At 44.3% G+C, this 22,012-nt stretch carries 22 protein-coding genes; 10 read left to right on the plus strand and 12 right to left on the minus strand.

Features of this window, described 5'->3' with window-relative positions:
- Positions 1-7: 7 nt before the first annotated feature.
- The 3 genes from cysI to L1286_RS17610 all read left to right on the plus strand — a co-directional run bounded on the left by cysI (position 8) and on the right by L1286_RS17610 (position 3,208).
- Entirely contained in the window at positions 8-1,732 is a 1,725-nt protein-coding gene (gene cysI / locus L1286_RS17600; RefSeq protein ID WP_235408349.1) for an assimilatory sulfite reductase (NADPH) hemoprotein subunit, read from the plus strand.
- A 36-nt stretch (positions 1,733-1,768) separates the two neighbouring features.
- Entirely contained in the window at positions 1,769-2,509 is a 741-nt protein-coding gene (locus L1286_RS17605; protein ID WP_235408350.1) for a phosphoadenylyl-sulfate reductase, read from the plus strand.
- A gap of 180 nt (positions 2,510-2,689) precedes the next feature.
- Positions 2,690-3,208: a DUF4124 domain-containing protein gene (locus tag L1286_RS17610; protein ID WP_235408351.1), complete on the plus strand. Its 519-nt coding sequence runs from the start codon at positions 2,690-2,692 to the stop codon at positions 3,206-3,208.
- Between the two features lie 44 nt (positions 3,209-3,252).
- On the opposite strand, the gene L1286_RS17615 is transcribed toward L1286_RS17610, so the two are convergent.
- Genes L1286_RS17615 through L1286_RS17625 form a run of 3 tightly spaced genes read right to left on the minus strand, consistent with a single transcriptional unit; the run spans position 3,253 to position 5,296 of the window.
- Positions 3,253-4,398 (minus strand): NAD(P)/FAD-dependent oxidoreductase, encoded by a 1,146-nt coding sequence (locus L1286_RS17615; protein ID WP_328284240.1) that lies wholly within the window; start codon positions 4,396-4,398, stop codon positions 3,253-3,255.
- A 35-nt stretch (positions 4,399-4,433) separates the two neighbouring features.
- Positions 4,434-4,880: a PaaI family thioesterase gene (locus tag L1286_RS17620; protein WP_235408352.1), complete on the minus strand. Its 447-nt coding sequence runs from the start codon at positions 4,878-4,880 to the stop codon at positions 4,434-4,436.
- A gap of 20 nt (positions 4,881-4,900) precedes the next feature.
- On the minus strand, positions 4,901-5,296 hold the full coding sequence (locus tag L1286_RS17625) for an RNA-binding S4 domain-containing protein (protein ID WP_235408353.1): 396 nt from the start codon (positions 5,294-5,296) through the stop codon (positions 4,901-4,903).
- Positions 5,297-5,458: 162 nt separating this feature from the next.
- On the opposite strand from L1286_RS17625, the gene L1286_RS17630 reads away from it, so the two are divergent.
- Positions 5,459-5,731 (plus strand): hypothetical protein, encoded by a 273-nt coding sequence (locus L1286_RS17630; protein ID WP_235408354.1) that lies wholly within the window; start codon positions 5,459-5,461, stop codon positions 5,729-5,731.
- Positions 5,732-5,829: 98 nt separating this feature from the next.
- Here L1286_RS17630 and L1286_RS17635 read toward each other — a convergent pair whose 3' ends face one another.
- Complete coding sequence (locus L1286_RS17635; protein ID WP_235408355.1) at positions 5,830-6,807, minus strand: extracellular solute-binding protein; 978 nt, start codon at positions 6,805-6,807, stop codon at positions 5,830-5,832.
- A gap of 51 nt (positions 6,808-6,858) precedes the next feature.
- Between L1286_RS17635 and L1286_RS17640 the strand changes: the two genes are divergently transcribed.
- Together L1286_RS17640 and L1286_RS17645 are read left to right on the plus strand one after the other, a co-directional pair.
- Complete coding sequence (locus L1286_RS17640) at positions 6,859-9,588, plus strand: putative bifunctional diguanylate cyclase/phosphodiesterase (protein ID WP_235408356.1); 2,730 nt, start codon at positions 6,859-6,861, stop codon at positions 9,586-9,588.
- Between the two features lie 80 nt (positions 9,589-9,668).
- Positions 9,669-10,490, plus strand: a complete 822-nt coding sequence (locus L1286_RS17645; protein WP_235408357.1) for an arylamine N-acetyltransferase family protein — start codon at positions 9,669-9,671, stop codon at positions 10,488-10,490.
- 30 nt (positions 10,491-10,520) lie between these two features.
- On the opposite strand, the gene L1286_RS17650 is transcribed toward L1286_RS17645, so the two are convergent.
- A complete protein-coding gene (locus L1286_RS17650; RefSeq protein ID WP_235408358.1) occupies positions 10,521-11,183 on the minus strand; it encodes a DUF2959 domain-containing protein in 663 nt (220 codons plus the stop codon).
- A gap of 86 nt (positions 11,184-11,269) precedes the next feature.
- Here L1286_RS17650 and L1286_RS17655 point away from each other — a divergent pair, with 86 nt between their 5' ends.
- The 3 genes from L1286_RS17655 to dtd are packed head-to-tail and all read left to right on the plus strand — an operon-like array spanning position 11,270 to position 13,540.
- A complete protein-coding gene (locus L1286_RS17655) occupies positions 11,270-12,142 on the plus strand; it encodes a virulence factor BrkB family protein (protein ID WP_235408359.1) in 873 nt (290 codons plus the stop codon).
- Between the two features lie 8 nt (positions 12,143-12,150).
- Positions 12,151-13,101, plus strand: a complete 951-nt coding sequence (locus tag L1286_RS17660; RefSeq protein WP_235408360.1) for an alpha/beta fold hydrolase — start codon at positions 12,151-12,153, stop codon at positions 13,099-13,101.
- Between the two features lies 1 nt (position 13,102).
- The gene (gene dtd / locus L1286_RS17665; protein WP_235408361.1) at positions 13,103-13,540 is read left to right on the plus strand and encodes a D-aminoacyl-tRNA deacylase; all 438 of its coding nucleotides are present in this window, start codon (positions 13,103-13,105) and stop codon (positions 13,538-13,540) included.
- Here the strand turns inward: dtd and L1286_RS17670 are convergent.
- Entirely contained in the window at positions 13,537-14,232 is a 696-nt protein-coding gene (locus L1286_RS17670; protein ID WP_235408362.1) for a spermidine synthase, read from the minus strand. The two genes, dtd and L1286_RS17670, sit on opposite strands and share 4 nt — an antisense overlap.
- A gap of 164 nt (positions 14,233-14,396) precedes the next feature.
- Between L1286_RS17670 and L1286_RS17675 the strand changes: the two genes are divergently transcribed.
- Positions 14,397-15,293, plus strand: coding sequence for a bifunctional GNAT family N-acetyltransferase/hotdog fold thioesterase (locus L1286_RS17675; protein WP_235408363.1), 897 nt, complete (start codon positions 14,397-14,399; stop codon positions 15,291-15,293).
- Positions 15,294-15,334: 41 nt separating this feature from the next.
- On the opposite strand, the gene L1286_RS17680 is transcribed toward L1286_RS17675, so the two are convergent.
- From L1286_RS17680 to cysD, 6 genes are all read right to left on the minus strand, one after another.
- Entirely contained in the window at positions 15,335-16,354 is a 1,020-nt protein-coding gene (locus tag L1286_RS17680) for a phospholipase A (protein WP_235408364.1), read from the minus strand.
- A gap of 185 nt (positions 16,355-16,539) precedes the next feature.
- Positions 16,540-17,310 (minus strand): 3'(2'),5'-bisphosphate nucleotidase CysQ, encoded by a 771-nt coding sequence (gene cysQ, locus L1286_RS17685; protein ID WP_235408365.1) that lies wholly within the window; start codon positions 17,308-17,310, stop codon positions 16,540-16,542.
- A 12-nt stretch (positions 17,311-17,322) separates the two neighbouring features.
- Positions 17,323-17,919: an adenylyl-sulfate kinase gene (gene cysC, locus L1286_RS17690; RefSeq protein ID WP_235408366.1), complete on the minus strand. Its 597-nt coding sequence runs from the start codon at positions 17,917-17,919 to the stop codon at positions 17,323-17,325.
- Positions 17,920-17,930: 11 nt separating this feature from the next.
- Positions 17,931-19,625: an SLC13 family permease gene (locus L1286_RS17695; protein ID WP_235408379.1), complete on the minus strand. Its 1,695-nt coding sequence runs from the start codon at positions 19,623-19,625 to the stop codon at positions 17,931-17,933.
- Between the two features lie 63 nt (positions 19,626-19,688).
- Positions 19,689-21,104 (minus strand): sulfate adenylyltransferase subunit CysN, encoded by a 1,416-nt coding sequence (cysN, locus tag L1286_RS17700; RefSeq protein ID WP_235408367.1) that lies wholly within the window; start codon positions 21,102-21,104, stop codon positions 19,689-19,691.
- Positions 21,104-22,003 (minus strand): sulfate adenylyltransferase subunit CysD, encoded by a 900-nt coding sequence (cysD, locus tag L1286_RS17705; RefSeq protein WP_063358456.1) that lies wholly within the window; start codon positions 22,001-22,003, stop codon positions 21,104-21,106. Before cysD ends, cysN begins: the two co-directional genes overlap by 1 nt.
- Positions 22,004-22,012 lie beyond the last annotated feature (9 nt).

Consider the following 22,012-nt stretch of genomic DNA (forward strand, 5'->3'; position numbering starts at 1 on the left):
AATGACAATGAGCAACCAAGATTATAAGCCAAATAGTAAGCACGATCCCGCTGCTAAATTTGCTGACAACGAGCGATTAAAAACTGAGAGTGAACATTTACGCGGTACCATTGAAACAGATCTAGGCGATCAGTTAACGGGGGGATTCACTAAAGATAACTTCCAGCTGATCCGTTTCCACGGTATGTATCAGCAAGATGACCGTGATATTCGTGCTGAGCGCGCGAAGCAAAAGCTTGAGCCACTGCACAACGTTATGTTACGTGCGCGTATGCCGGGCGGTATCATCAAGCCAGCACAGTGGTTAGCAATTGACAAATTTGCTGAAGAGAAAACGTCGTACGGGAGTATCCGTCTCACAACGCGTCAAACTTTCCAGTTTCACGGTGTGTTAAAGCCGCACATTAAAGAAATGCACTTAACACTGCATGATGTGGGGATTGACTCGATTGCAACCGCAGGAGATGTAAACCGTAATGTATTGTGTACTACGAACCCGGTAGAGTCTGAATTACACCAAGAAGCGTATGAGTGGGCGGCCAAAATTTCTGAGCACTTACTCCCAAAAACGCGTGCTTATTTAGAGATTTGGCTTAACGGTGAGCGTAAAGACTCAACAGAATTAGAGCCTATTCTTGGCTCAACTTACCTACCACGTAAGTTTAAAACGACGGTCACTATTCCACCCAATAACGAAGTGGACGTGCATGCAAATGACTTGAACTTTGTGGCCATTGCGGAAGAAGGTAAGTTAGTTGGTTTTAACGTACTCGTTGGCGGTGGTCTGGCCATGACTCACGGTGATGTTAATACGTACCCACGTCGTGCCGATGATTTCGGTTTTATTCCCTTGGAGCACACCTTAGCGATAGCAGAGCATGTTGTCAGTGTGCAACGTGACTGGGGTAACCGTGTAAACCGTAAAAATGCCAAGACCAAATACACGCTAGATGCATTTGGAATCGATGCCTTTAAAGAGGAAGTCGAAAAGCGTGCAGGTGTTAAATTTGCACAGAGCCGCCCCTACGAGTTTACCCATCGCGGTGACCGTTTCGGTTGGGTAGAAGGCATTGATGGCAAACATCACTTAACGCTGTTTTTACAGAGCGGTCGTATCCTCGACTACCCTGAAAAGCCGTTAAAAACAGGGTGTCGCAAGATTGCAGAAATCCATAAAGGCGATTTCCGCATGACTGCAAACCAAAACTTGATCATTGCCGGTGTTGCGCAAGAAGACAAAGCGCAAATCGAACAAATTGCGCGTGAACACGGTTTAATCGATGACACGCATACGGAGCAAAGAAAGAGCTCTATGGCATGTGTTGCGATGCCAACATGTCCACTTGCGATGGCGGAAGCTGAACGTTACTTGCCAGATTTGGTTGAAAAAACCGAAGCCTTGCTTGCCAAGCATGAGATCGCAAATGACGACATTATTCTACGTGTTGTTGGTTGTCCAAACGGATGTGGACGTGCCATGTTGGCGGAAGTCGGCTTAGTGGGTAAAGGCCCTGGCAAATACAACGTCTACCTTGGTGGCAACCGTGAAGGTACGCGAGTACCTAAGTTGTACCTTGAAAACGTGGGTGAAGAAACTTACCTGCCTGCGCTGGACGAATTAATCGGCCAGTGGGCTGCAGAGCGTAATGAGCAAGAGTGTTTTGGCGATTTCGTGATTCGTAAAGGCATCGTTGCTGAAGTGAAAGTTTCAAAAACGGATTTCCACGCTTAATAAAAGGGCGCAATGCGCCCGATAATAGGACAAGCTATGAGCGAATTTAAGCAAATATTGACGTTAGACAAAGCAACACAACAGGCAATGCTTGCTGATGCTAACGGCATGTTGGCACAAAAAAGTGTTGAAGAGCGTGTTGCTTGGGCGCTAGAAAACTTGCCTGATACCCATATGCTGTCGTCGAGCTTTGGCATTCAGGCTGCCGTGATGTTGCATTTGGTATCACAGCAAAAAAGTGATATCCCTGTGGTCTTAACTGACACCGGTTACCTATTTCCTGAAACATATCAGTTCATTGATGAAATGACTGAGAGGCTAAAGTTGAATCTGCAAGTTTTTCGCAGTGAATACAGTCCAGCTTGGCAAGAAGCAAAGTTTGGTAAGCTTTGGGAGCAAGGTGAAGACGGGATTAAGAAATATAATACCCTAAACAAGGTCGAACCGATGACGCGTGCTCTGAAAGAGCTTGGTGTGGGTACTTGGTTTAGTGGGTTACGTAGACAGCAATCTTCATCGCGTGCTGACAAACAAATATTAGAGATCAGTCGTGGTAGCGTAAAAGTGTACCCAATTATCGAGTGGCATAATCGCGACGTTTATCAATACCTGACAAAGCATGATTTGCCATACCACCCATTATGGGAGCAAGGGTATGTGTCGATGGGGGATGTCCATACCACACGTAAACTAGAGCCAGGTATGACAGAAGAGGAAACACGCTTCTTTGGGTTAAATCGAGAGTGTGGTTTGCATATCGATGGTGACGGTATCTAATACTTTATTGTGTCCGCCCATGGTTATCAAAAAAACAGCTGCTTTTTAAGCGGCTGTTTTTGTTTTAAATCGCGTCATTATTGCAAATTCGGATTGATAATTTTCTACTCAATTGTCAAACTCTAGTTAAGAAAGAGCTATACTGTAGAGGTGTGGCCTCAAGAAACAGGGAGTGCCGAAATGAAATATTCAAGTTACCTAATGATAATGATTATGCTGATTGGGCTCGGGTCATTATTTGTGATTAAGCGTCCAGATGGCAAGCCTTGGTTAAGTGTAGATATGATCTTTGGCGAAGCGCAGCAGCAAGCAAGTACGCTGTTAGATAAGTCCAAACGGGAGCTTGGCAATGTTGTTGATTCAGCCAAAAAAGCATTGAATGATGAAGATGCAACGACTTCTCAAACAACTATCTATAAGTGGCAAGACGCCAAAGGAAATTGGCATTATTCAGACAGGCCCAATACCAGAGTCAGCAGCCAAGTACATACCTTAGATCCGACTAAAGTCACGATTATGGCAGCCGAAAGTACTGAGATTTTGGAAAAGCTTCGCCAAGAAAAAGGCCAAGCCGATGGCAAAATTGACGTCGATAATTTGAACCCTACAGACGTTAAAAAGCTTATGAAAGATGCGCAAAATGTGCAAAAGCTCATGGATGAAAGGGCGAAAACATTAAAGGAATTAGAAGATATTTAGCGGTATATTGCGAGATTGAAACAAGGCTGCGGTGGCAGCCTTGTTTATGTTTGCTCAACTTGCAGTTTTGCTGCCACTATTTGGGCAATCGCGAGACTCGCTGTTAAACCTGGCGATTCGATACCGAATAAGTTGATCAACCCCACCAAACCATGTTGTTCAGGCCCTTCAATTTGAAAATCTTGTTGCCCCTGACGCTGTGTCTTTGGACGGATCCCTGTGTAACCGGCTTGCAGACGTTGTTTGTCTACATTTGGCCAATAGCGTTTGATAGCGTGATAAAAGGCGTCTAGCGCGCTGGCATCGGTATCATAATTAAGTGTCTCAATAAACTGTGTATCTGGGCCAAAACGCAGCTGTCCAGCCAAGTCCAGCGTGGCATGAATACCAAGTCCATGTTGCTCTGGGACTGGGTAAACCAAGTGCTTGAAAGGGTGACGACCTTGGTAACTGAAATACTGACCACGACAATAGTGAATGGGCGGAATGTGAATGCCCGATAGTCCCTCAATTAACGTGGCATTATGTTGTGCAAATAACCCCCCTGCATTAATGAGTTGGCGACAGCTCAATGCAAATGGCGCGCCATCGCACTCGAGTGAGACATGAAACCCATGCGCACAGGGAGTGGCTCGAATAAATCGTGTACAAGGTACGTATTGCCCTTGGTTGCGTTCAAGTTGGCCTAGTAGTGAAAGCATAAACTGGTGGCTATCTACAATCCCAGTTGAGGGAGAATAGAGTCCTGCCATCGCATTAAGTTGCGGCGCTTTTTGTGCCAATTGTGACTGGCTTAACCAATATAAGTCGTCTACACCATTGTGTTGCGCTTGGGCTAAAAGCGACGCAAGTTTTGCTTCTTCTTGCGTATTTTGCGCGGTGATTACTTTACCTATTTGAGCATACGGTACACCGTACTTGATGCAATGTGTATAGAGCTGGGCTTTGCCAGCAACACAGGTGTTTGCTTTTAAACTGTGACTTGGGTAATAAATACCAGCGTGAATGACTTCGCTATTTCTACTGCTCGTATGCTCGCCAAAGTGATGTGCTTGCTCAATCAAGACGACGTCGGTGTGTTGACTTAGTCTTGCTGCGATGGCAAGTCCAATAGCGCCTGCACCGATTACTAACGTGTCGGTTTGCTCCATGGTGAGTTTACTCTTTCCTCGGTTGGGGAGTCCGCGCATCTGCCATCCATATGGGTGATAACATAGGGCGGTGGTTACTTTGTGGCGCGCTCAATGACCGCAGCGGTCATTCTAGACACACAACACAACTCACCTTTAGCATTGGTGATTTTGATTTCCCAAACTGAGGTACGTTTACCTAAGTGAAGGGGTTTAGCCACTGCTGTGAGTATGCCATTTCGAGAGGCTTTTAAATGATTGGCATTGATCTCCTGCCCGACACAGTAATAACGCTCAAAGTCGACGACGAAATTGGCAGCATAACTTGCCACTGTTTCAGCCAGGGCAACATTCGCTCCCCCATGGACCATACCAATAGGATTGTGGTGATGTGGTGTCGCGGGCATGGTTGCAACAAGGTAGTCATCACCAATCTCACTAATTTCTATGCCAAGAGTGGCCATTAAAGAGCCTTTGCCATGGAGCCCTTGGTCTAGGGATTGACAAAGCGCCTTGGTGATCGGTCTAAACCAAATACTCATGTTTTTCCTTGATAGTTTAATTAACCAAATGAAATAGGCTTTCGACCCGTCTTACTGTCCACTTTGGGTTGCTTGTTACGCTTTTTATTGGACTGTTTTTTTTGGGACTTTTTGGTCGTAGCGTGTGTGTGTGCCTGCTTGGTTGTCGGGGTGTTTGCTGACATCGCAGGTTTGGGGTTTGGGGTTGCGCCTTCAGCCAATGTTAGCAAGAATGCGTCACCATCAAAGTAAAGGCTATCTCCAGAATACATTTTTTTACGTTTTTGAGTGCATAGTTCATTATTGACAGTAATGTATCCCAGTGCAATTAATTGCTTGGCTTGACCACCTGTTTCTGCGAAGTCGAGTACTTTTAATAGGTTACAAAGCTCGATCGGTTCTTCTTCGAGTTCAATTTCGATGTATTCTTGATTCATATCACAACTCTAAAAACGTCTTTGCGACAGTATACCGCGCAGACAAGATGAATGACGAAACTTTTTCGTGAAAGTGGGGGTCTTTAATGTAATTGCAGCAATTGGTGTGTATTTTGCTAGCAATTTGATTAATTCCATTATGACAACACAGGGAGACCTACGATGGGTATTCGCTCTGCATTAAGAAAAGAATTAATGAATTTAGACGCGCTGGGCTTAATGACAGCCGATGACGTTCGTGCGTATCTAAATACTCATCTCAAAAGAGCACAGGATAAACTGACTCTTATCTCGCGTTTTAACACGCACCATAGTCAGGTACAAGTAGGACTACCGAGCACAGAAAAAGGCTTGGTTTTTGAAAAGCATCGTCTCTTTAAAGATGTCTTATACCCCAAATCGTCTGTGCAAAAGTGGGTCGCAACAACGCAGTAGATGGTTCAGTTTGCTGCGCTATTTTGTTACAAAGCTGCACAATCATGACGCAACACGTTGTGACATGATCATTACCTAAACTCGTATAAATAGGCGGGTTAGCTTTGGGGTAATACAGCGTCTATTTTTTGGGTGTATTGCAAACTTTTATTTATATTTTCTAACGCCGGATCAAACGGCAGCATGTAGCCTTCGATCTCCATGACTGGAAATTCATTAATCAGCTTCGCATACATTTTTTGGGTTTCTGGCAAAAGCAGGAAGTCGATAAACTTTAACGCATTGCGTTTGTTAGGGGCATGTTTGGCAATCGCCGCTGTGGTTGTTGAAACGGGTGTTTTTCCATTTGCCATTTGCAAAAAGTGCATCTCAAGTTGCGTTGCAATTTTCACATCTTGCTTGTTACTCGACTGTTTCATCATATGCCAATAGTAATGATTGGCCAATGCAAATTGACATTGCCCTTTCGCCAACGCGCGCAGTTGATCTCTGTCTCCGCCCGATGGACGTTTTGCCAGAAGCTGATTTGCATACGGCAACCAACTGGTATTCGTCGGGTTATCACTGGCGAGCAAACTGGCAAAGAGGGTCCGGTTATAGCTATGTCGCCAATCTCTGACACAAAATTGCCCTTTGGCGAACGGGGCATTCAATTGCGCAAATTGTTTCGGAACCGGGAGATTACGGCGTGTCTTAGTAAATAGGGCACGTGTTCGCATAGATACACTGACCCAATGCTGATCTGGGTCTTTAAATACGCTAGGTACGTCCGACCACTTCTTTAAATCATTCATTGGTTGCAGCAGCGTGCGATGCGTACTGAGTTGCACTAGATCAGAGCTTAGTATCACATCGGCGCGAGAGTTTGCTCCATCAGCACTGAGTCGCGAGAGTAAAAATTGAGACTTGCCATTAACCACATTAACGCGAATACCACTTTGCTGTTCAAACGCCTGTACCATAGGCTTGATCAATTCGTATTTTCGAAATGAGTAAACGTTGAGCTCTTCTTTGGCTAAAATCTGGGTACTTAGTAGCAAAATCGGGTAAAAACAGCAAAGTTTACTTTTAATCATCGCAAATAAGAATTATTATCAAGTGGTGCAATGGTACAGTGTTATGAGCGGATGTCTAGAGTAAAAAAGTGGGATAAAGTGTTTCAAACGCCAGCCAAGTTTGGTGGTTGGGTATATGGCATTTATTTATGTGTGATATGTTACGTTGGATTTGAATTCAATACGCATTTCAAACAACGAACGCATCATCAGCTTGAACAGCATGTGTCACTCTATCAGTCACGATTGAGCGATCAGCTGCAGCGTTTTGCCCATCTACTGTATTCTATTGAAGCCTATCTCCGAGCGCGTTCTGATATAACACCGGAGCAGTTTTATCATTTGGCGCAATCACAATTGGCGGGCCTGGAACTTGAGTTAAGTTTAGAGTCGTATGCCATTATCGATAGCCATCAAGTTTCTCAGTTAGAAGAGCAGTATCAATCATTGGGCTTTTTTGATTTTAAAGTGCGCTTACCCAGTGATATAAAGGGGTTGTATCTAACCACCTTAAAAGCGGCGCCAGTGTCTGAGTTTGGTCATTTAGTTGGTACTGCTGTGGCTGTCACTGATCCATTTATGCAGCGTCTCGCTAAGAATGAGCTGCAAGCATTAAAGTGGCCACAGGGGCAGCGTTGGAGTGTTGTGATAGAACAATTTGTTCACCAACTTCCTGAGTCACAAAGAGCACTTGGTATTGGATTTCAACTTAACCACCTGCTTGAAGGGCTTTTTAGTCAGCTGTACCAAAACAGTGGTCATCATATGCGTGTGTTTGCGGGTAAGCAGCAATTGTTTAGCTCTGACTGGCAAAATCAGTTCGATCTTGCTAATAAAACCGCGGGGATCACCGAGGAAATTGACTTTTTCGGCACGCCAGTTTCAATGCACCTTTATACGCAGGCACAACTATCTCCTTCGCTGTTACACAACACACCACTTATCATTGTGCTAGTGACCTTGATTGCCGCGGCACTTGGTTCAATGGTTTTATTGCAAGTACGCTACTTAACAGCACGCCATGACACCATCAATAGTCTCGTTGAAGAGCGAACAGCCAGTTTGGCGCAGGCGAACCAGCAAATTCAACACGAATCGAATAAACGTCTTACAGCACTTCAACAGCACATTGTTGCTGAGCGTAAATATAAAAGCCTCTTTGTGAATAGCAGTGAAGGTTTATTTGTCTTGGATAAACACGGTGTACTTGTTGATACCAACCCTGCTTTCAAGGCGCTTTTACTCGGTGAAACCCATGCATCTACCAGATTGACCTTGAGTGACTTAATGCTAGACAGCGAGGTTGCTGCAAGGTGGCAAGAGATGGTTGCACAATTGCAGCCGCACGACGAATTAGAGTGGTTAGCTGGTTCTCATCAAACAAGCGGCGTTTGGGTGAGACAAACAGGCTCCTGGATATGTCATAGTCATGAGGTTATCTACGAAGGGCGAATTACGGATGTCACGACACTGAAGTTGTTCAATGAGCAACTCCAGTATAAAGCCCAGCATGACAGCTTAACAGACTTGCTCAATCGTCAAACGTTTTTGCAACTGGTAGAGGCCAATCGTACCGAAGCGCCGGGGGAGTTTATTTTACTGTACCTCGATTTAGATCGTTTCAAGCTCATTAACGATACGCTGGGGCATTTGGCGGGTGATAAATTACTGATAGAGTTTGCCACGAGGATGCGTGAACTCGTCGGCAGCTTTGCGGATATTGCCCGCTTAGGGGGAGATGAGTTTGCAATCTTACTCAATGCCAATAGGTTAGCCATGCCTCTTGAGCTGTTACTTGAAGACATATTAACTGCTATTCGCGTTCCGTTTGAATATCAAGGCACGATGCATACGGTCAGTGGCAGTGTTGGTGTCAGGCGCTTTACGGCACCATGTCTGAATTATGAAGCCGAAAAGCTACTGCATGATGCCGACGTTGCCATGTATGAGGCCAAAAAGCGAGGGAAAAATGACTATTACATTTTCACTTCAGCGATTGCGACTCAAGCATCTAGGAGACTACAGGTGGAGCGGGCGCTGCATACGCTTAATATGGATCAAGAATTGTCTTTACGCTTTCAACCGATTTACCGTCGCGGTGGAGAAATTGTGGTGGGCTTCGAAGCATTGGTGCGTTGGCACAGCCCTACACTCGGGGTTGTTAGTCCCGCTGAATTTATTCCAATTGCAGAAGAGTGTGCGCAAATCGTGAAGTTGGGACAGTGGGTATTTCAACATGCCATTCGCTTCAAGCAGCAGTTACCTGACAATGAGATGTTTGTCAGTGTTAATGTGTCGCCTATTCAATTGCAACATAAAGGATTTATGTCTTGGTTATTAACTCAGTTTGAACATGCTGAGTATCGCCCTAATCATTTTAAAATTGAATTAACGGAGTCCGCCATGATGACAGAAGAAATATCTCTGATAGCGCCGCTACAAAAGTTGCATGATCTTGGGTTTGGTATCTATATTGATGACTTTGGTACTGGCTACAGTAGCTTATCAAGGCTCAATGTGTTGCCTGTTGATGGGGTGAAAATTGATAGAGCATTTATCAATGGTATTGAAGGCGCCGGCAAACCAAGGCAATTGATTGAAGCAATTTGTGCGATGGCTAAAAGCTTTAATTTGACGGTCACGGCGGAGGGCATTGAGCAGTTCGCGCAATTACAGACTCTATCTACACTATACTGCCAGCAAATGCAGGGATATTTTATGAGCAAGCCACTTTGCGATTTTGAAGCGCTTCAATTACTCCATCATCACGGATCTAAAAAATTACTCAATGAGGTAAGTTAATAGTTGACCTCAACTTTGCTTGAGGTTTTAAGGTGTGGTTATTCACTTAGGGAATCATCTGAGGCACAAAGGGGAATAACATGAATCAAACACAATTGGCTATTTATTTATCAAAACTAGATATACAAGATGCTATCTCAAATGACTTGATATTGGTTGGTAAACTCATTCAGGCACACATCAATCGCTTTAGTTTCAGTAGCTTTAATGCAATGCAAAATAAAATCCTCAGTACCAGTGATGATGAGTTGTTTGAGCGATTAATAGTGCAACAACAAGGCGGCTACTGTTTTGAGCATAACAAAATTGCCATGCTGGCGTTACGCGCGATGGGTTTTAATGTTTCGCCATTACTGGGAAGGGTGCTATTAAATGGCACTAAAACGAATGCCCGGACACATCGGCTAACCCAGTTAACATTTCAAGGTAACACATATCTGGTAGACGTTGGTTTTGGCGTTAAAACACCGCGTATTCCTATTCCAATTGAGCGCAGTGCTAACATTGCTGAAGGCATTAACGAATACCATATTAAAAGAACTGCAAACAGTGTAACCGTGTCCTTACTAGAGCCTGAGCGAGTTACTTTGTATCAAGTTGATTTGCTTGATACCTATGAAAGTGATTGTGATGTCGGCCACTTCTATAGCCATCAACATCCAGAGGCGAGCTTCGTAAACAACCTAGTTGTATCACGGATCTCCGAGCATGAACGCTTTGTACTACGGAATTTAAGTTATCTTTATTTTAATGAGCGCTCCGGTGAGCACATTGAGCGCTCAGTAGATAGTGTTGAGCAGCTATGTGAGATATTACGCAAGACTTTCTATTTAGCGCCGATGACAGATGATGTGAGGTGGGTGTTTGATAAAGTGAACACCAGACGTCTACAAGCCAACTAGGGAGATTTAGTTGGCTTGTTCTGCCTAGCTTTAGCTTTTGTTCATTTGCTCAATAAAGCTGGTGGAATCCGCAATGGAGCGATTCATATCACTGATTAAACTTTGGATATCTCGCTTCAAGTTGGTGAATTCCCCTTTGATAGCTGCGATAGCTTGCGCATTGAGATTGTGTTTTAAGTACAACACATTGTCTTTCATTGAATCGAGCACTGGTTGCATTTTCGCTTCACTTTTGCGCATAGAGCGGATCAATTTTTTATATTGTTGTTGGGTTTGCTGCAACTTTTTCTCGCTACTGCGTTTGAGTTGAGGGTTTGAGTACTGCTCTAGTTCATTTTGCCACTCGTCAAACAAGGCTTCTGCAACAGACTCTACTTTATTGATGTTGGCTGTAACCGTTTCAGCCGAGCTTTGGCTGGCTTCATAATCACTGTTTAGTTGCTCATAGACGGTTTGCAATTCTCCGCCATCAAAGTCTATCAAAACAGACAGTCTCTCGAGTGCACTTTGAAACTCTTGTTGAGATGCTTGTTGTGACGCCTGAGTATCTTCAACACGGTCAACGAGAATATCTCGCTTGTGCACACCCACTTGCTCCCAAGCGGCATAGTAGGCATTTTGTGCACTTTTACAGCCGCTCAGAAGCGTAGCGACTAAAATCATTATGGTTATTTGTAGGTATTTTAGAGGCATACTTTATCCTTTAACGTTAATTGGCTACTTTAAATTATGAAGCGGATTGGTAAGATGTGCAAAGTTATCATTGACAATGAATCATCATGAAACAAGATTGGCCAGCAGTGAAAGCCCAACTCGGCATATATTTAAAAGCTCAGCCGAGCTGGTGGAAGCGTTTTTTCGAGCGATGTAGGGAAGATCAGTTAACCATTAATGCCGGATATTTGGCATATGTGACGCTGTTGTCTCTGGTGCCACTGATCGCCGTGGGGGTGGCCATTTTTGCAGCCTTCCCTGGTTTTGAAAGCACACGTTTAGCCATCGAGAACTTTATTTTCACCAATTTTGTACCGACTTCTACTGATACCATAAAATCGCATATTAGTGCATTTGCAGGCAATGCAAATCAAATGACCGCAGTTGGTATCAGCTTTCTGGCAGCGGTTGCACTTTTGCTTATTCGTAATGTCGACAGTGCACTGAATCGCATTTGGCGAGTTGAGAGTAAACGACCGTTGATGATTTCTTTTGCCATATATTGGATGGTGTTGACTTTAGGTCCTGTTCTATTGGGAGCCAGTATTGGTGTGACATCTTATATTGTGTCTTTGGTGTCTTTCGCGGATCAAGGCATTCCAGGGTTCAGCGGCTTACTGCTTAAACTTCTGCCATATGTAATTTCGATGGCGGGCTTCATTATGCTCTATACTTTAGTTCCAAATACACGTGTGTCGTTTCAAGCTGCGATACCCGGTGCGTTATTTGCTGCTTTTCTATTTGAGTTGACTAAGCGGGGCTTTGCTATGTATATCAGTCATTTCCCGTCTTACGAAGTAATTTATGGCGCATTGGCAACGATCCCAATTTTGTTTGTATGGGTGTACTTATCGTGGATGGTGGTTCTGTTGGGCGCTGAGTTTACGGCTTGTCTGGCAGAACATCATGAAAAGGAGACTGGCACACCTCAAGACTGAGGTTAGTCATGACCCTACTTTATCAGCCCAGTGCTGTGCTGCGCAGTTTTCATTTGCCGGTTTCATATGGCCACCAGATACATGTTGAGGAGTACGGTAATCCAGACGGCGTTCCGGTTCTCGTGTGTCATGGTGGGCCGGGAGCTGGTTTGCACAAGGCCACACAAACCTATTTTAATCCAGCTCGCTATCGCATTATCTTATACAGTCAACGTGGTTGTGGGAGATCTTCTCCACACTCCTTAGAGCATAATAATACCCAATTGTTAGTGGCTGATATGCTTGCGTTATTAGATTACCTCGATTTGCCAAAGTGTATTATTGCGGGGGGGTCGTGGGGGGCAACGTTGGCCTTGTTATTTGCGCAGCAACATCGTGAAAGAGTCATTGGCTTGATAGTTTGGGCCAGTTTTTTTGCGACCAAAGACGACTTGGTTTGGTTGTATGGGCATGCAGGGGCCGGCGCGCAGTTTTATCCCGAACGCTTTGCAATATTTTCTCATGGTGAAGCTGACTATGAACGGATTCTGGAAATATACCGTAGGCAGCTGTTTGGTGAGGATGAGCTACTTCAGCATAAAGCGGCGCAGCTTTGGCTGGATTGGGACAGACTGTTAAGCGTTGATATTCACTTACAGCGGTATCAATTGCACAGTGGTGGCAACTTGGTCGCACAGGCAAGGCTGATGGTACATTATATGTCATCACGTTGTTTTATAGACGAATTGCAAATTTTTCATCACGGCGAATCAATTGCCTCGTTGCCGATTTGGATGATACATAGTCGTCAAGATCTAGTGTGTCGTTTTGCATCGGCACAGAAGTTTGCGGAGCAAGTCGGCGCACGATTATTAATTCTTGAAGGGGTTGGGCACAGCAGTACAAATAAAGTATATTCTGAAGCTATCCGCAGAGCAGCAGATCTTCTGCTGTGTAAAATAGATAAAAATAGAGGTTAGTGTGCAGGGGCTCATTCAACGAGTAAAATTCGCAAAAGTGGAAGTGGGTGGCAAAGTTGTCGGAGAGATCCAACAGGGTATTCTATTGCTACTTGGCGTAGAAAAGTTAGATGACGAGAGCCATGCCGATAAACTATTACACAAAGTCAGTAATTATCGTATTTTTACTGACGATGTAGGCAAAATGAATTTAAGCCTAAAGGACATTCATGGCGAGCTGTTAGTGGTGTCTCAATTTACTTTGGCCGCAGATACGAAAAAGGGGATGAGACCCAGCTTCTCTTGTGCAGGTACACCACAGCAAGCATTGTCTTTATATGAGTACTTTGTGGCGCAAGCAAAAGAAAAGGGGATAACTGTGGCAACGGGAGAGTTTGGTGCCGATATGCAAGTTAGCCTGTGCAACGATGGACCCGTTACGTTTAATTTAGCTGTCTAGCGTTCAATCACAATAATGTAGTTTGCATAGCCAGGCACATGATGAATGTGTGGTTTCTTTCCAAAATTAATAATGAGCAGGTGTTCTAACTGTTTAAGCTGAGATTCGTGTTCAGCAATAAAGTTTATGAATAGCACGCCTTGCTCCGTAAGTGTATTACGTAGCAAGGTATAAAATTTATGCTGATAAAGAAAACGTGGCGCATCCAACTCACTGAATAAATCTAAAATAATCCAATTAAATGGCGCGGTCCCGTCTAGTTCCAATACTTTATAGGCGTCGTTGCAATTGACTTCGCTGATGTGATCACCACCAAAGTAGCGTTTGTAGCAATGAATAATATCGGGGTTATTGTCTACAGAAATGACCTGACAATCTTGATGTACACTATGTAAGTAATCACGAATCGCACCAGCCCCTAGCCCCAGCTCCAAAACACGTTGTGGTGGCGGGTATTTTTGCCATAAGCTGTCTAGCACTTGCAAGTGAGGAAATAGCAAGTGTTCTGGGTGGTTCAGTTCAACGATAGATTGTAACGTGTTGTTTATTAGTAGCCAACGGAGCGTTTTTTCTTGTCTAACTTGTATGCTCGTTTTTCCATGCTTATGCCAATATAACAAGTGACCAAGCTGGTGGCTTTGGGTTACAAAGTCGCTGCTGACGGTTCCTGATTCAGTTAAAAATTCCTGCATAGTAACATCAGCATAGCTAAGGATTGGGGTAATTCCACTGTGTTTAGATGATTTTACACAATTAGTCGAGGATTTAACCTTGAGCATTTCCTGTTCAGTATTTTTCTTGTAAGGTAGAACACAAAAATTGGCACTCATGCAGGTGTGCTCAAAAAGGAGTAAATATGTTTCCAGTAACCTCACCTCAAAGTAGTCAGGATTGGCAGGATTACTATCAATTGCGTTGGCAAGTGCTTCGTGCACCTTGGCATCAACCTCGGGGATCTGAGCAAGATGACTTAGAGCAAGAGTCAGAGCATCGTTATATCAAAAATAACGAGGGCGACGTCCTTGCTGTTGCAAGGTTGCATTTTAATAATCATGAACAGGCGCAAGTACGCTACATGGCGGTTGATGAATCGCATCGTGGTCAGCATCTGGGTAGCCGTCTTTTGCATGAGCTGGAAAAGGTCGCCTGGACGCAAGATGCACAAGAGTTGGTGCTGTTTGCGCGTGAGCGTGCTTTGGCATTCTATGAGCGTCATGGCTACAAGGTAATGGAAAAAGCACACCTTGCCTATGGTGATGTGCAACACTGGAAAATGGTAAAGCAAAAGCCATCGGCACCCGGTTGGTTCCGTCACCCTGACTGGACTCAAGTTTTGCAAGATACTTGGCGTGAGTCGATACCAATCAGCGATGCCATGGGAATTAAAGTCGAAAGCTACACAGATTGGCAATTTGCAACTAAGGCAGATTTAAAAGCGAATCTAAACCTACATAACTCGATGTTTGCAGGATCTGTCTACAGTATGGCAACGTTGACGGGGTGGGGGGCCACTTACCTTGCATTAAAAGAGCATAACCTAGAAGGGGATATTGTATTGGCGGATGCGAATATAAAATACCTCAAACCGTTAACAACTGCGCCAGGTGCAACAGTGACATTGTCAGAGTGTGAGGGTGAACTGAGCGCATTGTCCTCTGAGGGTAAAGCAAGGTATACCGTGCCTGTGAATATATTTGATGGTGACGTTCTGGTAGCCAAATTCTGCGGTGAGTTTGTGATTATCGGTAAGTAAGTCAATGTGCGACCAAGTCACAGACTTGGTCGCACAGTTCATTAGAGTAAATCGGTAATCGCAATCCCAATCCCTAATCGCTGAATATGTGCATCATAGTCGATTAAACTTTCACCATAACCATTAAAATACTGTGCGTAGCCACGAACGCGGCCAGTGATCGGGAAAGACCAGTCTAGCTGCACTGCTCCGCGGTTATCACCGCCAGCATTGTTTCGCAGCATCATGCCAACTTCATGGTCATTGTTAAATCTGTAAGCACCACTTAATTCGAAATACCCCATGTATTTGTGAATATCTGGGTTGTCGTCACCTTTCGCTGAATTAGGTTCTGGCTTATCATCTTCAGGGAGTCGATACCAGGGCTTAAAGCTAAATACAAAACCATCATACTCCCAAATAAAATTGGCGTAGATGCGGTTCCATGAGCGAGAGTTGGGTTGGCTGCGACCATTGGATTGGTGAGAGATCCCCAATACAAATGCCATCTCATCGCCCCAAAGCACATTTTCATCATCTAGAAAGTTGATCCAGAATATTTCCGGCTCGTAATTGGTTTCGCGAAATGGTGAAGAAATGTCTTTGTTGTAAACCTGCCAGTATGATTGCAGGGTGACACCCATATAGATGGCTTGATCTTTATCCTCAAAATCATGATATAGCGGTAGCTTCAAAGATATTTGATATTTTGCCTCGATGTTATCAAGCGGCTCGCCTTGTTGATCGCCTTTTTCCATAAAACGGTCAAAAGGGCGATTGTTAGGGTTCTTAATATAGGAAACTGGCAAAATATAGTTACGATGATGTGGCGTCAGCACATTCCGGTTTTCTTCTGTAACCCGTTCTCTGGCCATGCGTTTATCCAGTTGGCTCAGTCTGCCAAGTTGGTGTTCACAATACTGGCGAACTTCTTTCATTGTTCTGTTTTCATCGCCTGACATAGCTTGGCTGAGAATACATTGATTGAGCGCTTCAATTTCATCCGAGGACACTTTTTTTGCAACGGCGTGTTGTACGGGTAAAACAAGCAAAGCGGCCCAAGTGAGCAGTTTAAAGTCCATATTACTTTCCAATTTAATCATCGCGTTGTGAACATGAATAACCGTCGTGGGTGCTGCGTGTTATCGCATGTCGACTTGAAGCGCTATAGTATAAGTAAGTGGACAAAAATCCTAGCACTAGGGTTGTAAAAGGTGGCGCTAAAGAGGCCGCATCGTGCGCTAGCGTGACACGATGCGAAAAAGAGTTAGTTATCCAGTCGTGAGACAATAAAATACGGATTTAAGTAAGATTCTTTTTGATTGTATTTTAGTGCGGAGCCGTCGGATTGGGTTACGGTTGCCCCCGCTATTTCGGCGACCGCATGACCTGCACCGGTGTCCCATTCGCTAGTTGGACCAAGTCTTGGGTATACATCTGCTGTACCTTCAGCTACCAAGCATAATTTAAGCGAGCTGCCCTTAGGCACCATTTCAACATCGTCGAATTGTGCTAAATAATCTGCCAACTCAGGCGAGGGATGAGAGCGAGAGCCAACTACTTTGATTTTTCCTTGCTGGCTTTTACGCGTGACTTTGAGCTCGATGCGCGCTTCATCACATTCTCTGAAAGCGCCAATGCTTTTTGCAGCCAAGTAGCATGTTTTAAGTGCTGGGGCATAAACGACACCCATGGTAGGATTGCCATGCTCTATCAACGCGATATTAACCGTGAATTCGCCATTTTTCTTGATGAACTCTTTGGTGCCATCGATTGGATCGACAAGCCAATAGCGTTGCCAGTTTTGTCGTTCTTGCCAGCTAATATCCGCACTTTCTTCACTTAGAATGGGGATCTCTGGTGTGAGGCGTTTCAGACCTGCGGTGATGACACGGTTTGCAGCAAGATCCGCATCTGTAACTGGGCTATCATCACTTTTGTAGTCGACTGCGAAATCTTTAGCATAAATTTGCATGATTTCATCGCCTGCGAGGCGGGCAAGCTCAACAAGTTCTTCTAGCAGATCTGTATCATTCATGGGTATTCCTTGTTACTTGATGATGTTTTTATCTTTTAAATAATCTATAAGTTGCTGCACAGACTCGGCTAACGTGTTTTCTCCAGTATTTAACCTGATTTCCGGCGCCACTGGCGGCTGATAGTCTGAGTCGATGCCAGTGAAGTTTTTAATTTCTCCAGCACGTGCTTTTTTGTATAGGCCCTTAGGGTCTCTTTGCTCACAAACTTCGAGAGGCGTATCCAGAAAAACCTCAATAAATTCACCATCTTCGACAAGGTTTCGAACCATATCTCGTTCAGCTTGAAATGGCGAAATAAACGCTGTGAGTACAACCAGCCCAGCATCTACCATCAGCTTACTGAGTTCACCTACTCGGCGAATATTTTCTACGCGGTCAGCATCGCTGAAGCCAAGATCTTTGCACAGGCCATGTCTTACATTATCACCATCCAGCAAATATGTATGTACACCATTTTGATGTAACGCACTTTCTAGTGCGTTTGCGACGGTACTTTTTCCTGAACCGGAAAAGCCAGTGAACCATAAAATGACCGGTTTGTGGCCTTTGAGTTCACCACGGTGTGTTTTTTCTACGGCGTAATTATGCCAAACAATGTTGTTATCCATGAAGCTATCCATTAAAAGGGAAAGACCAATGGGATCAAGGTTAAAACGGTGATGGAATAGATGATAGATAAAGGTACTCCGACTGTTACATAGTCGCGGATCCGGTAGTTTCCTGCACTATAGACCATCAAGTTTGTCTGATAACCAAAGGGTGAAATAAAGCTGGCCGACGCGCCAAAGGCGACTGCCATAATAAAAGGAAGTGGGTCGACACCAAAACCAACAGACAGTGCATAAGCAACAGGAAATGACAACGCTGCTGCGGCATTGTTGGTGACAAGTTCTGTGAATACGACTGTCATTACAAAGATAGCAATAAAAGCACCATAGGGCCCGAAGTCGCCGAGTAAAAGAAATAAGGCGTCGGAAATTTTGCTCGCAAGCCCTGTATCTATCATTAATTTAGCGAGGCCAATTGCACTGCCTACAATGGCAAGTAATTCAATTGGAAAGCGGCGTTTCATTTCATTGACTTTAATGGTGCCTAAAGCCACTAATGCTAAAAGTAAGACCATGAGGCCTTTGACCAAAGGGATTATGTCAAATATGCCTAGGCCAATAACCGCAGCAAATCCCAGCAGTACGTGGTTTGATTGCTTTTGTGTTAAATGGGTTTGCAAGTCTAAACCAGAAATGTAGACAAACTCACGCTTCAAATCAGGGAGCGCGTAAAAATCGCTACCAGGGGCAAGGATCAGAGAATCACCAGCTTGTAGTTTCACTTGTCCGAGTCCACCTTGCAGCCGGTCATGGCCACGGCGAATGGCAATTACCGCAGCGTGAAATTGTTCTCTAAAGCGAATTTCTTTAATAGTTTTACCGATGAACTTTGATGATTGGCTGACGACCACCTCAACCAAATGTTCAGCATCTTTTTCATGCTTATCATGTACGATTTGTAGACCATTAAACTGTCTTAGCAAAGGGACTGATTTGATGTCTCCGACAAACAAAAGTACATCGCCTTGGCGAATTTCTTGTTGTGGAGTTACGGCACAGATACGACGCTCTCCACGGATAATCTCTGCTAAAAAAAGATCTTTCAAATCTCTTAGACCATTTTCTTCCACAGTGCGGCCAATGAGTTTAGAGCCCAGTGCAACTTTGCCTTCTAGGTAAAACGGCACCACTTCCTCACTTTCAGTACCGTGATCTGGTAAAAACTTTAGCAGAAGTAAAATCGTTAAGAGTCCCACTACAAGTGCGCCAATCCCGACCAGAGTGAAGTCAAAAAAGCCTAAAGGTGCCATACCTGCATCGACAGCAAAGCCATTGACAATCAAATTCGTTGAGGTGCCGATGAGGGTCAGTGTCCCGCCCAATATTGCGGTGTAAGACAAGGGCAATAGCAGTTTAGATGGTGAGTGCGTTTGACTTTCTTTAATCGTACTAATCAAAGAGGCAACTACGGCAGTGTTGTTGGTAAACGACGACAGAAAAGCGGTTGATAGCCCGAGTTTCATGACAGACTTGGACAAGCTGCCACTTGCCAATGTGCTTGCAAGCTTCTGCACCAAAGTGGTTTTTTCTATGGCGATGGAAACTAATATCAGCAGCACTAGCGTGATTAAAGACGGGTTGGCGTAATTAACCAACATAGATTCCAGCTCAATTAAGCCAGTTAAATAGCTAATGCCAATTGCGCTGACAAATAACCAAGCAGGGTTGAGTCGTGTGCCGAATAAGCACACGATGAGCGTGAGCATAATGCCTGTTAAGATGATTTGATCAACGAGCACGTTTTTCTCCAATAACAGGCATTAGTACGATTACTTCAATTGGCTGATATCAAGCGCTTGCCAGTGTGGGAAGTGCTTGCGTACCAAAGCATTGAATTCAACTTCAAACGCGCTGAACTCACTTGGCTTAGCAGTTTCTTCAGCCAGTAACGCTTCAATCATACCGGCACCAATAGTCAGATTACTGATACGGTCAACGAGGATAAATGAACCTGTTTCGTGGTTATTTCGATAGATATCAGCAACAATGCTCTCAGTCAGTTCAAGTGTCACGATGGCAATTTCGTTAAGCTGCAATTGTTCTGCTTGACCTTTTTCGAGGGTATTAACATCAATGGTATGATCGATATTACGTACAATGGCTGATGTATTTTTACTACCTAACTTGAAGTTATAGTTTTTACCTACAACGAGCGGTTCTTCATGCATCCAAACTAACTTTGCTTGAATAAGGTTGGTCACCGCTGCCGTTGACTCCGCAGGAACAATGACATCACCACGGCTTACATCAATTTCGTCGGCCAATGTAATTGTAAATGCTTGACCTGTTTGTGCTTGTTCAAGGTTGCCATCAAAAGTGACAAGCTCTTTGATCGTTGAAGATTTGCCAGATGGCAGCACTTTAATTGCTTGACCAGCACTTAGTGAACCAGAAGTCAGTGTCCCTTGGAAACCTCGGAAGTCCAGATTTGGACGTACCACATACTGAACAGGGAAACGGGCTTCGAAGCTATGATTTGCTTCCGCGGCTGGTGAATCTTCTAATAGCTCAAGCAACGGCTTATCAGTGTAATACGGTGTATGCTCAGAGCGTGTAACAACATTATCCCCTTTAAGGGCAGACATCGGCACAAACTTGATATCAGACACATTGAGTTGCTCTGCAAACTGCAAATAGTCAGCTTTGATCTTTTCGAATACGGCTTCATCAAAATCGACGATGTCCATTTTGTTAATAGCAACAACGAACTGTTTGATGCCCAATGAGTCACAAATAAAGCTATGGCGCTTAGTTTGGATTTGCACACCATAGCGCGCATCTACGAGGATAATTGCCAGATCACTGGTCGACGCACCTGTCACCATGTTACGTGTGTACTGTTCGTGTCCAGGTGTGTCTGCGATGATGAACTTACGCTTAGCCGTTGAAAAGTAGCGATATGCTACATCAATCGTAATGCCTTGCTCACGTTCGGCTTGTAAACCATCTACCAATAATGCAAGGTCTAGCTCTTCGCCGGCATTACCTACTTTTTCGTTGTCTTTGTGAAGTGCTGCTAACTGATCTTCGTAAATTTGGTGACTATCGTGTAGTAGGCGTCCAATTAACGTTGATTTACCGTCATCAACACTGCCACATGTCATCATGCGCAATAGGCTTTTATCTTGCTGGCGAGATAGATACGCTTCGATACCTAATTCTCTTACTTCATTTGCTGTAGACATTAGAAATACCCCTCGCGTTTTTTCTTCTCCATCGAACCGGCTGAATCGTGATCAATCACACGACCTTCACGCTCTGATGATGTGGATAGCAACATTTCTTCAATGATGCCTGTTAACGTATTTGCTTCTGACTCAACAGCTCCCGTAAGTGGGTAGCAGCCCAGAGTACGGAAACGGACAGACTTCATTTCTGGTACTTCACCTTCTTTAAGTGGCATACGTTCATCGTCTACCATGATTAAAGTGCCATCACGTTCAACCACTGGACGTTTTTCTGATAAGTAAAGAGGCACAATCTCAATGTTTTCTTGGTAGATGTATTGCCAGATATCCAGCTCAGTCCAGTTTGAAAGTGGGAATACACGGATACTTTCGCCAGGGTTTACTTGGCTGTTATATGTGTTCCAAAGTTCTGGGCGCTGGTTTTTTGGATCCCAACGATGATGTTTATCACGGAAAGAATACACACGCTCTTTCGCACGAGACTTCTCTTCGTCACGACGTGCGCCACCGAATGCAGCATCAAAACCATATTTGTCCAATGCCTGCTTTAGGCCTTGTGTTTTCATAATGTCGGTGTGTTTTGCTGAACCGTGTGAGAACGGGCCGACACCCATGGCAATGCCTTCAGGGTTCTTATGTACAATTAGATCAAAATTATATTCTTTCGCGAGGCGGTCGCGGAATTCGATCATCTCACGGAATTTCCAATCCGTATCTACGTGCAGTAGTGGAAAAGGAATTTTCGCAGGGTAAAATGCCTTACGTGCCAAATGCAATAACACTGAAGAGTCTTTACCAATTGAGTAAAGCATCACTGGATTGTCAAACTCTGCAGCGACTTCGCGAATAATCTTTATACTTTCAGCTTCAAGTTGCTGAAGGTGGGTTAAAGCCATTGTTCGTCG

Source organism: Pseudoalteromonas sp. SMS1, assembly GCF_021530565.1.
GTDB lineage: Bacteria > Pseudomonadota > Gammaproteobacteria > Enterobacterales > Alteromonadaceae > Pseudoalteromonas.

Coding starts and splice junctions, on each gene's coding strand:
- cysI (WP_235408349.1), top strand. CDS start 8: ATGAGCAACCAAGATTATAAGCCAAATAGTAAGCACGATCCCGCTGCT.
- L1286_RS17605 (WP_235408350.1), top strand. CDS start 1,769: ATGAGCGAATTTAAGCAAATATTGACGTTAGACAAAGCAACACAACAG.
- L1286_RS17610 (WP_235408351.1), top strand. CDS start 2,690: ATGAAATATTCAAGTTACCTAATGATAATGATTATGCTGATTGGGCTC.
- L1286_RS17615 (WP_328284240.1), bottom strand. CDS start 4,398: ATGCGCGGACTCCCCAACCGAGGAAAGAGTAAACTCACCATGGAGCAA.
- L1286_RS17620 (WP_235408352.1), bottom strand. CDS start 4,880: ATGAGTATTTGGTTTAGACCGATCACCAAGGCGCTTTGTCAATCCCTA.
- L1286_RS17625 (WP_235408353.1), bottom strand. CDS start 5,296: ATGAATCAAGAATACATCGAAATTGAACTCGAAGAAGAACCGATCGAG.
- L1286_RS17630 (WP_235408354.1), top strand. CDS start 5,459: ATGGGTATTCGCTCTGCATTAAGAAAAGAATTAATGAATTTAGACGCG.
- L1286_RS17635 (WP_235408355.1), bottom strand. CDS start 6,807: ATGATTAAAAGTAAACTTTGCTGTTTTTACCCGATTTTGCTACTAAGT.
- L1286_RS17640 (WP_235408356.1), top strand. CDS start 6,859: ATGTCTAGAGTAAAAAAGTGGGATAAAGTGTTTCAAACGCCAGCCAAG.
- L1286_RS17645 (WP_235408357.1), top strand. CDS start 9,669: ATGAATCAAACACAATTGGCTATTTATTTATCAAAACTAGATATACAA.
- L1286_RS17650 (WP_235408358.1), bottom strand. CDS start 11,183: ATGCCTCTAAAATACCTACAAATAACCATAATGATTTTAGTCGCTACG.
- L1286_RS17655 (WP_235408359.1), top strand. CDS start 11,270: ATGAAACAAGATTGGCCAGCAGTGAAAGCCCAACTCGGCATATATTTA.
- L1286_RS17660 (WP_235408360.1), top strand. CDS start 12,151: ATGACCCTACTTTATCAGCCCAGTGCTGTGCTGCGCAGTTTTCATTTG.
- L1286_RS17670 (WP_235408362.1), bottom strand. CDS start 14,232: ATGCAGGAATTTTTAACTGAATCAGGAACCGTCAGCAGCGACTTTGTA.
- L1286_RS17675 (WP_235408363.1), top strand. CDS start 14,397: ATGTTTCCAGTAACCTCACCTCAAAGTAGTCAGGATTGGCAGGATTAC.
- L1286_RS17680 (WP_235408364.1), bottom strand. CDS start 16,354: ATGGACTTTAAACTGCTCACTTGGGCCGCTTTGCTTGTTTTACCCGTA.
- cysQ (WP_235408365.1), bottom strand. CDS start 17,310: ATGAATGATACAGATCTGCTAGAAGAACTTGTTGAGCTTGCCCGCCTC.
- cysC (WP_235408366.1), bottom strand. CDS start 17,919: ATGGATAACAACATTGTTTGGCATAATTACGCCGTAGAAAAAACACAC.
- L1286_RS17695 (WP_235408379.1), bottom strand. CDS start 19,625: ATGCTCACGCTCATCGTGTGCTTATTCGGCACACGACTCAACCCTGCT.
- cysN (WP_235408367.1), bottom strand. CDS start 21,104: ATGTCTACAGCAAATGAAGTAAGAGAATTAGGTATCGAAGCGTATCTA.
- cysD (WP_063358456.1), bottom strand. CDS start 22,003: ATGGCTTTAACCCACCTTCAGCAACTTGAAGCTGAAAGTATAAAGATT.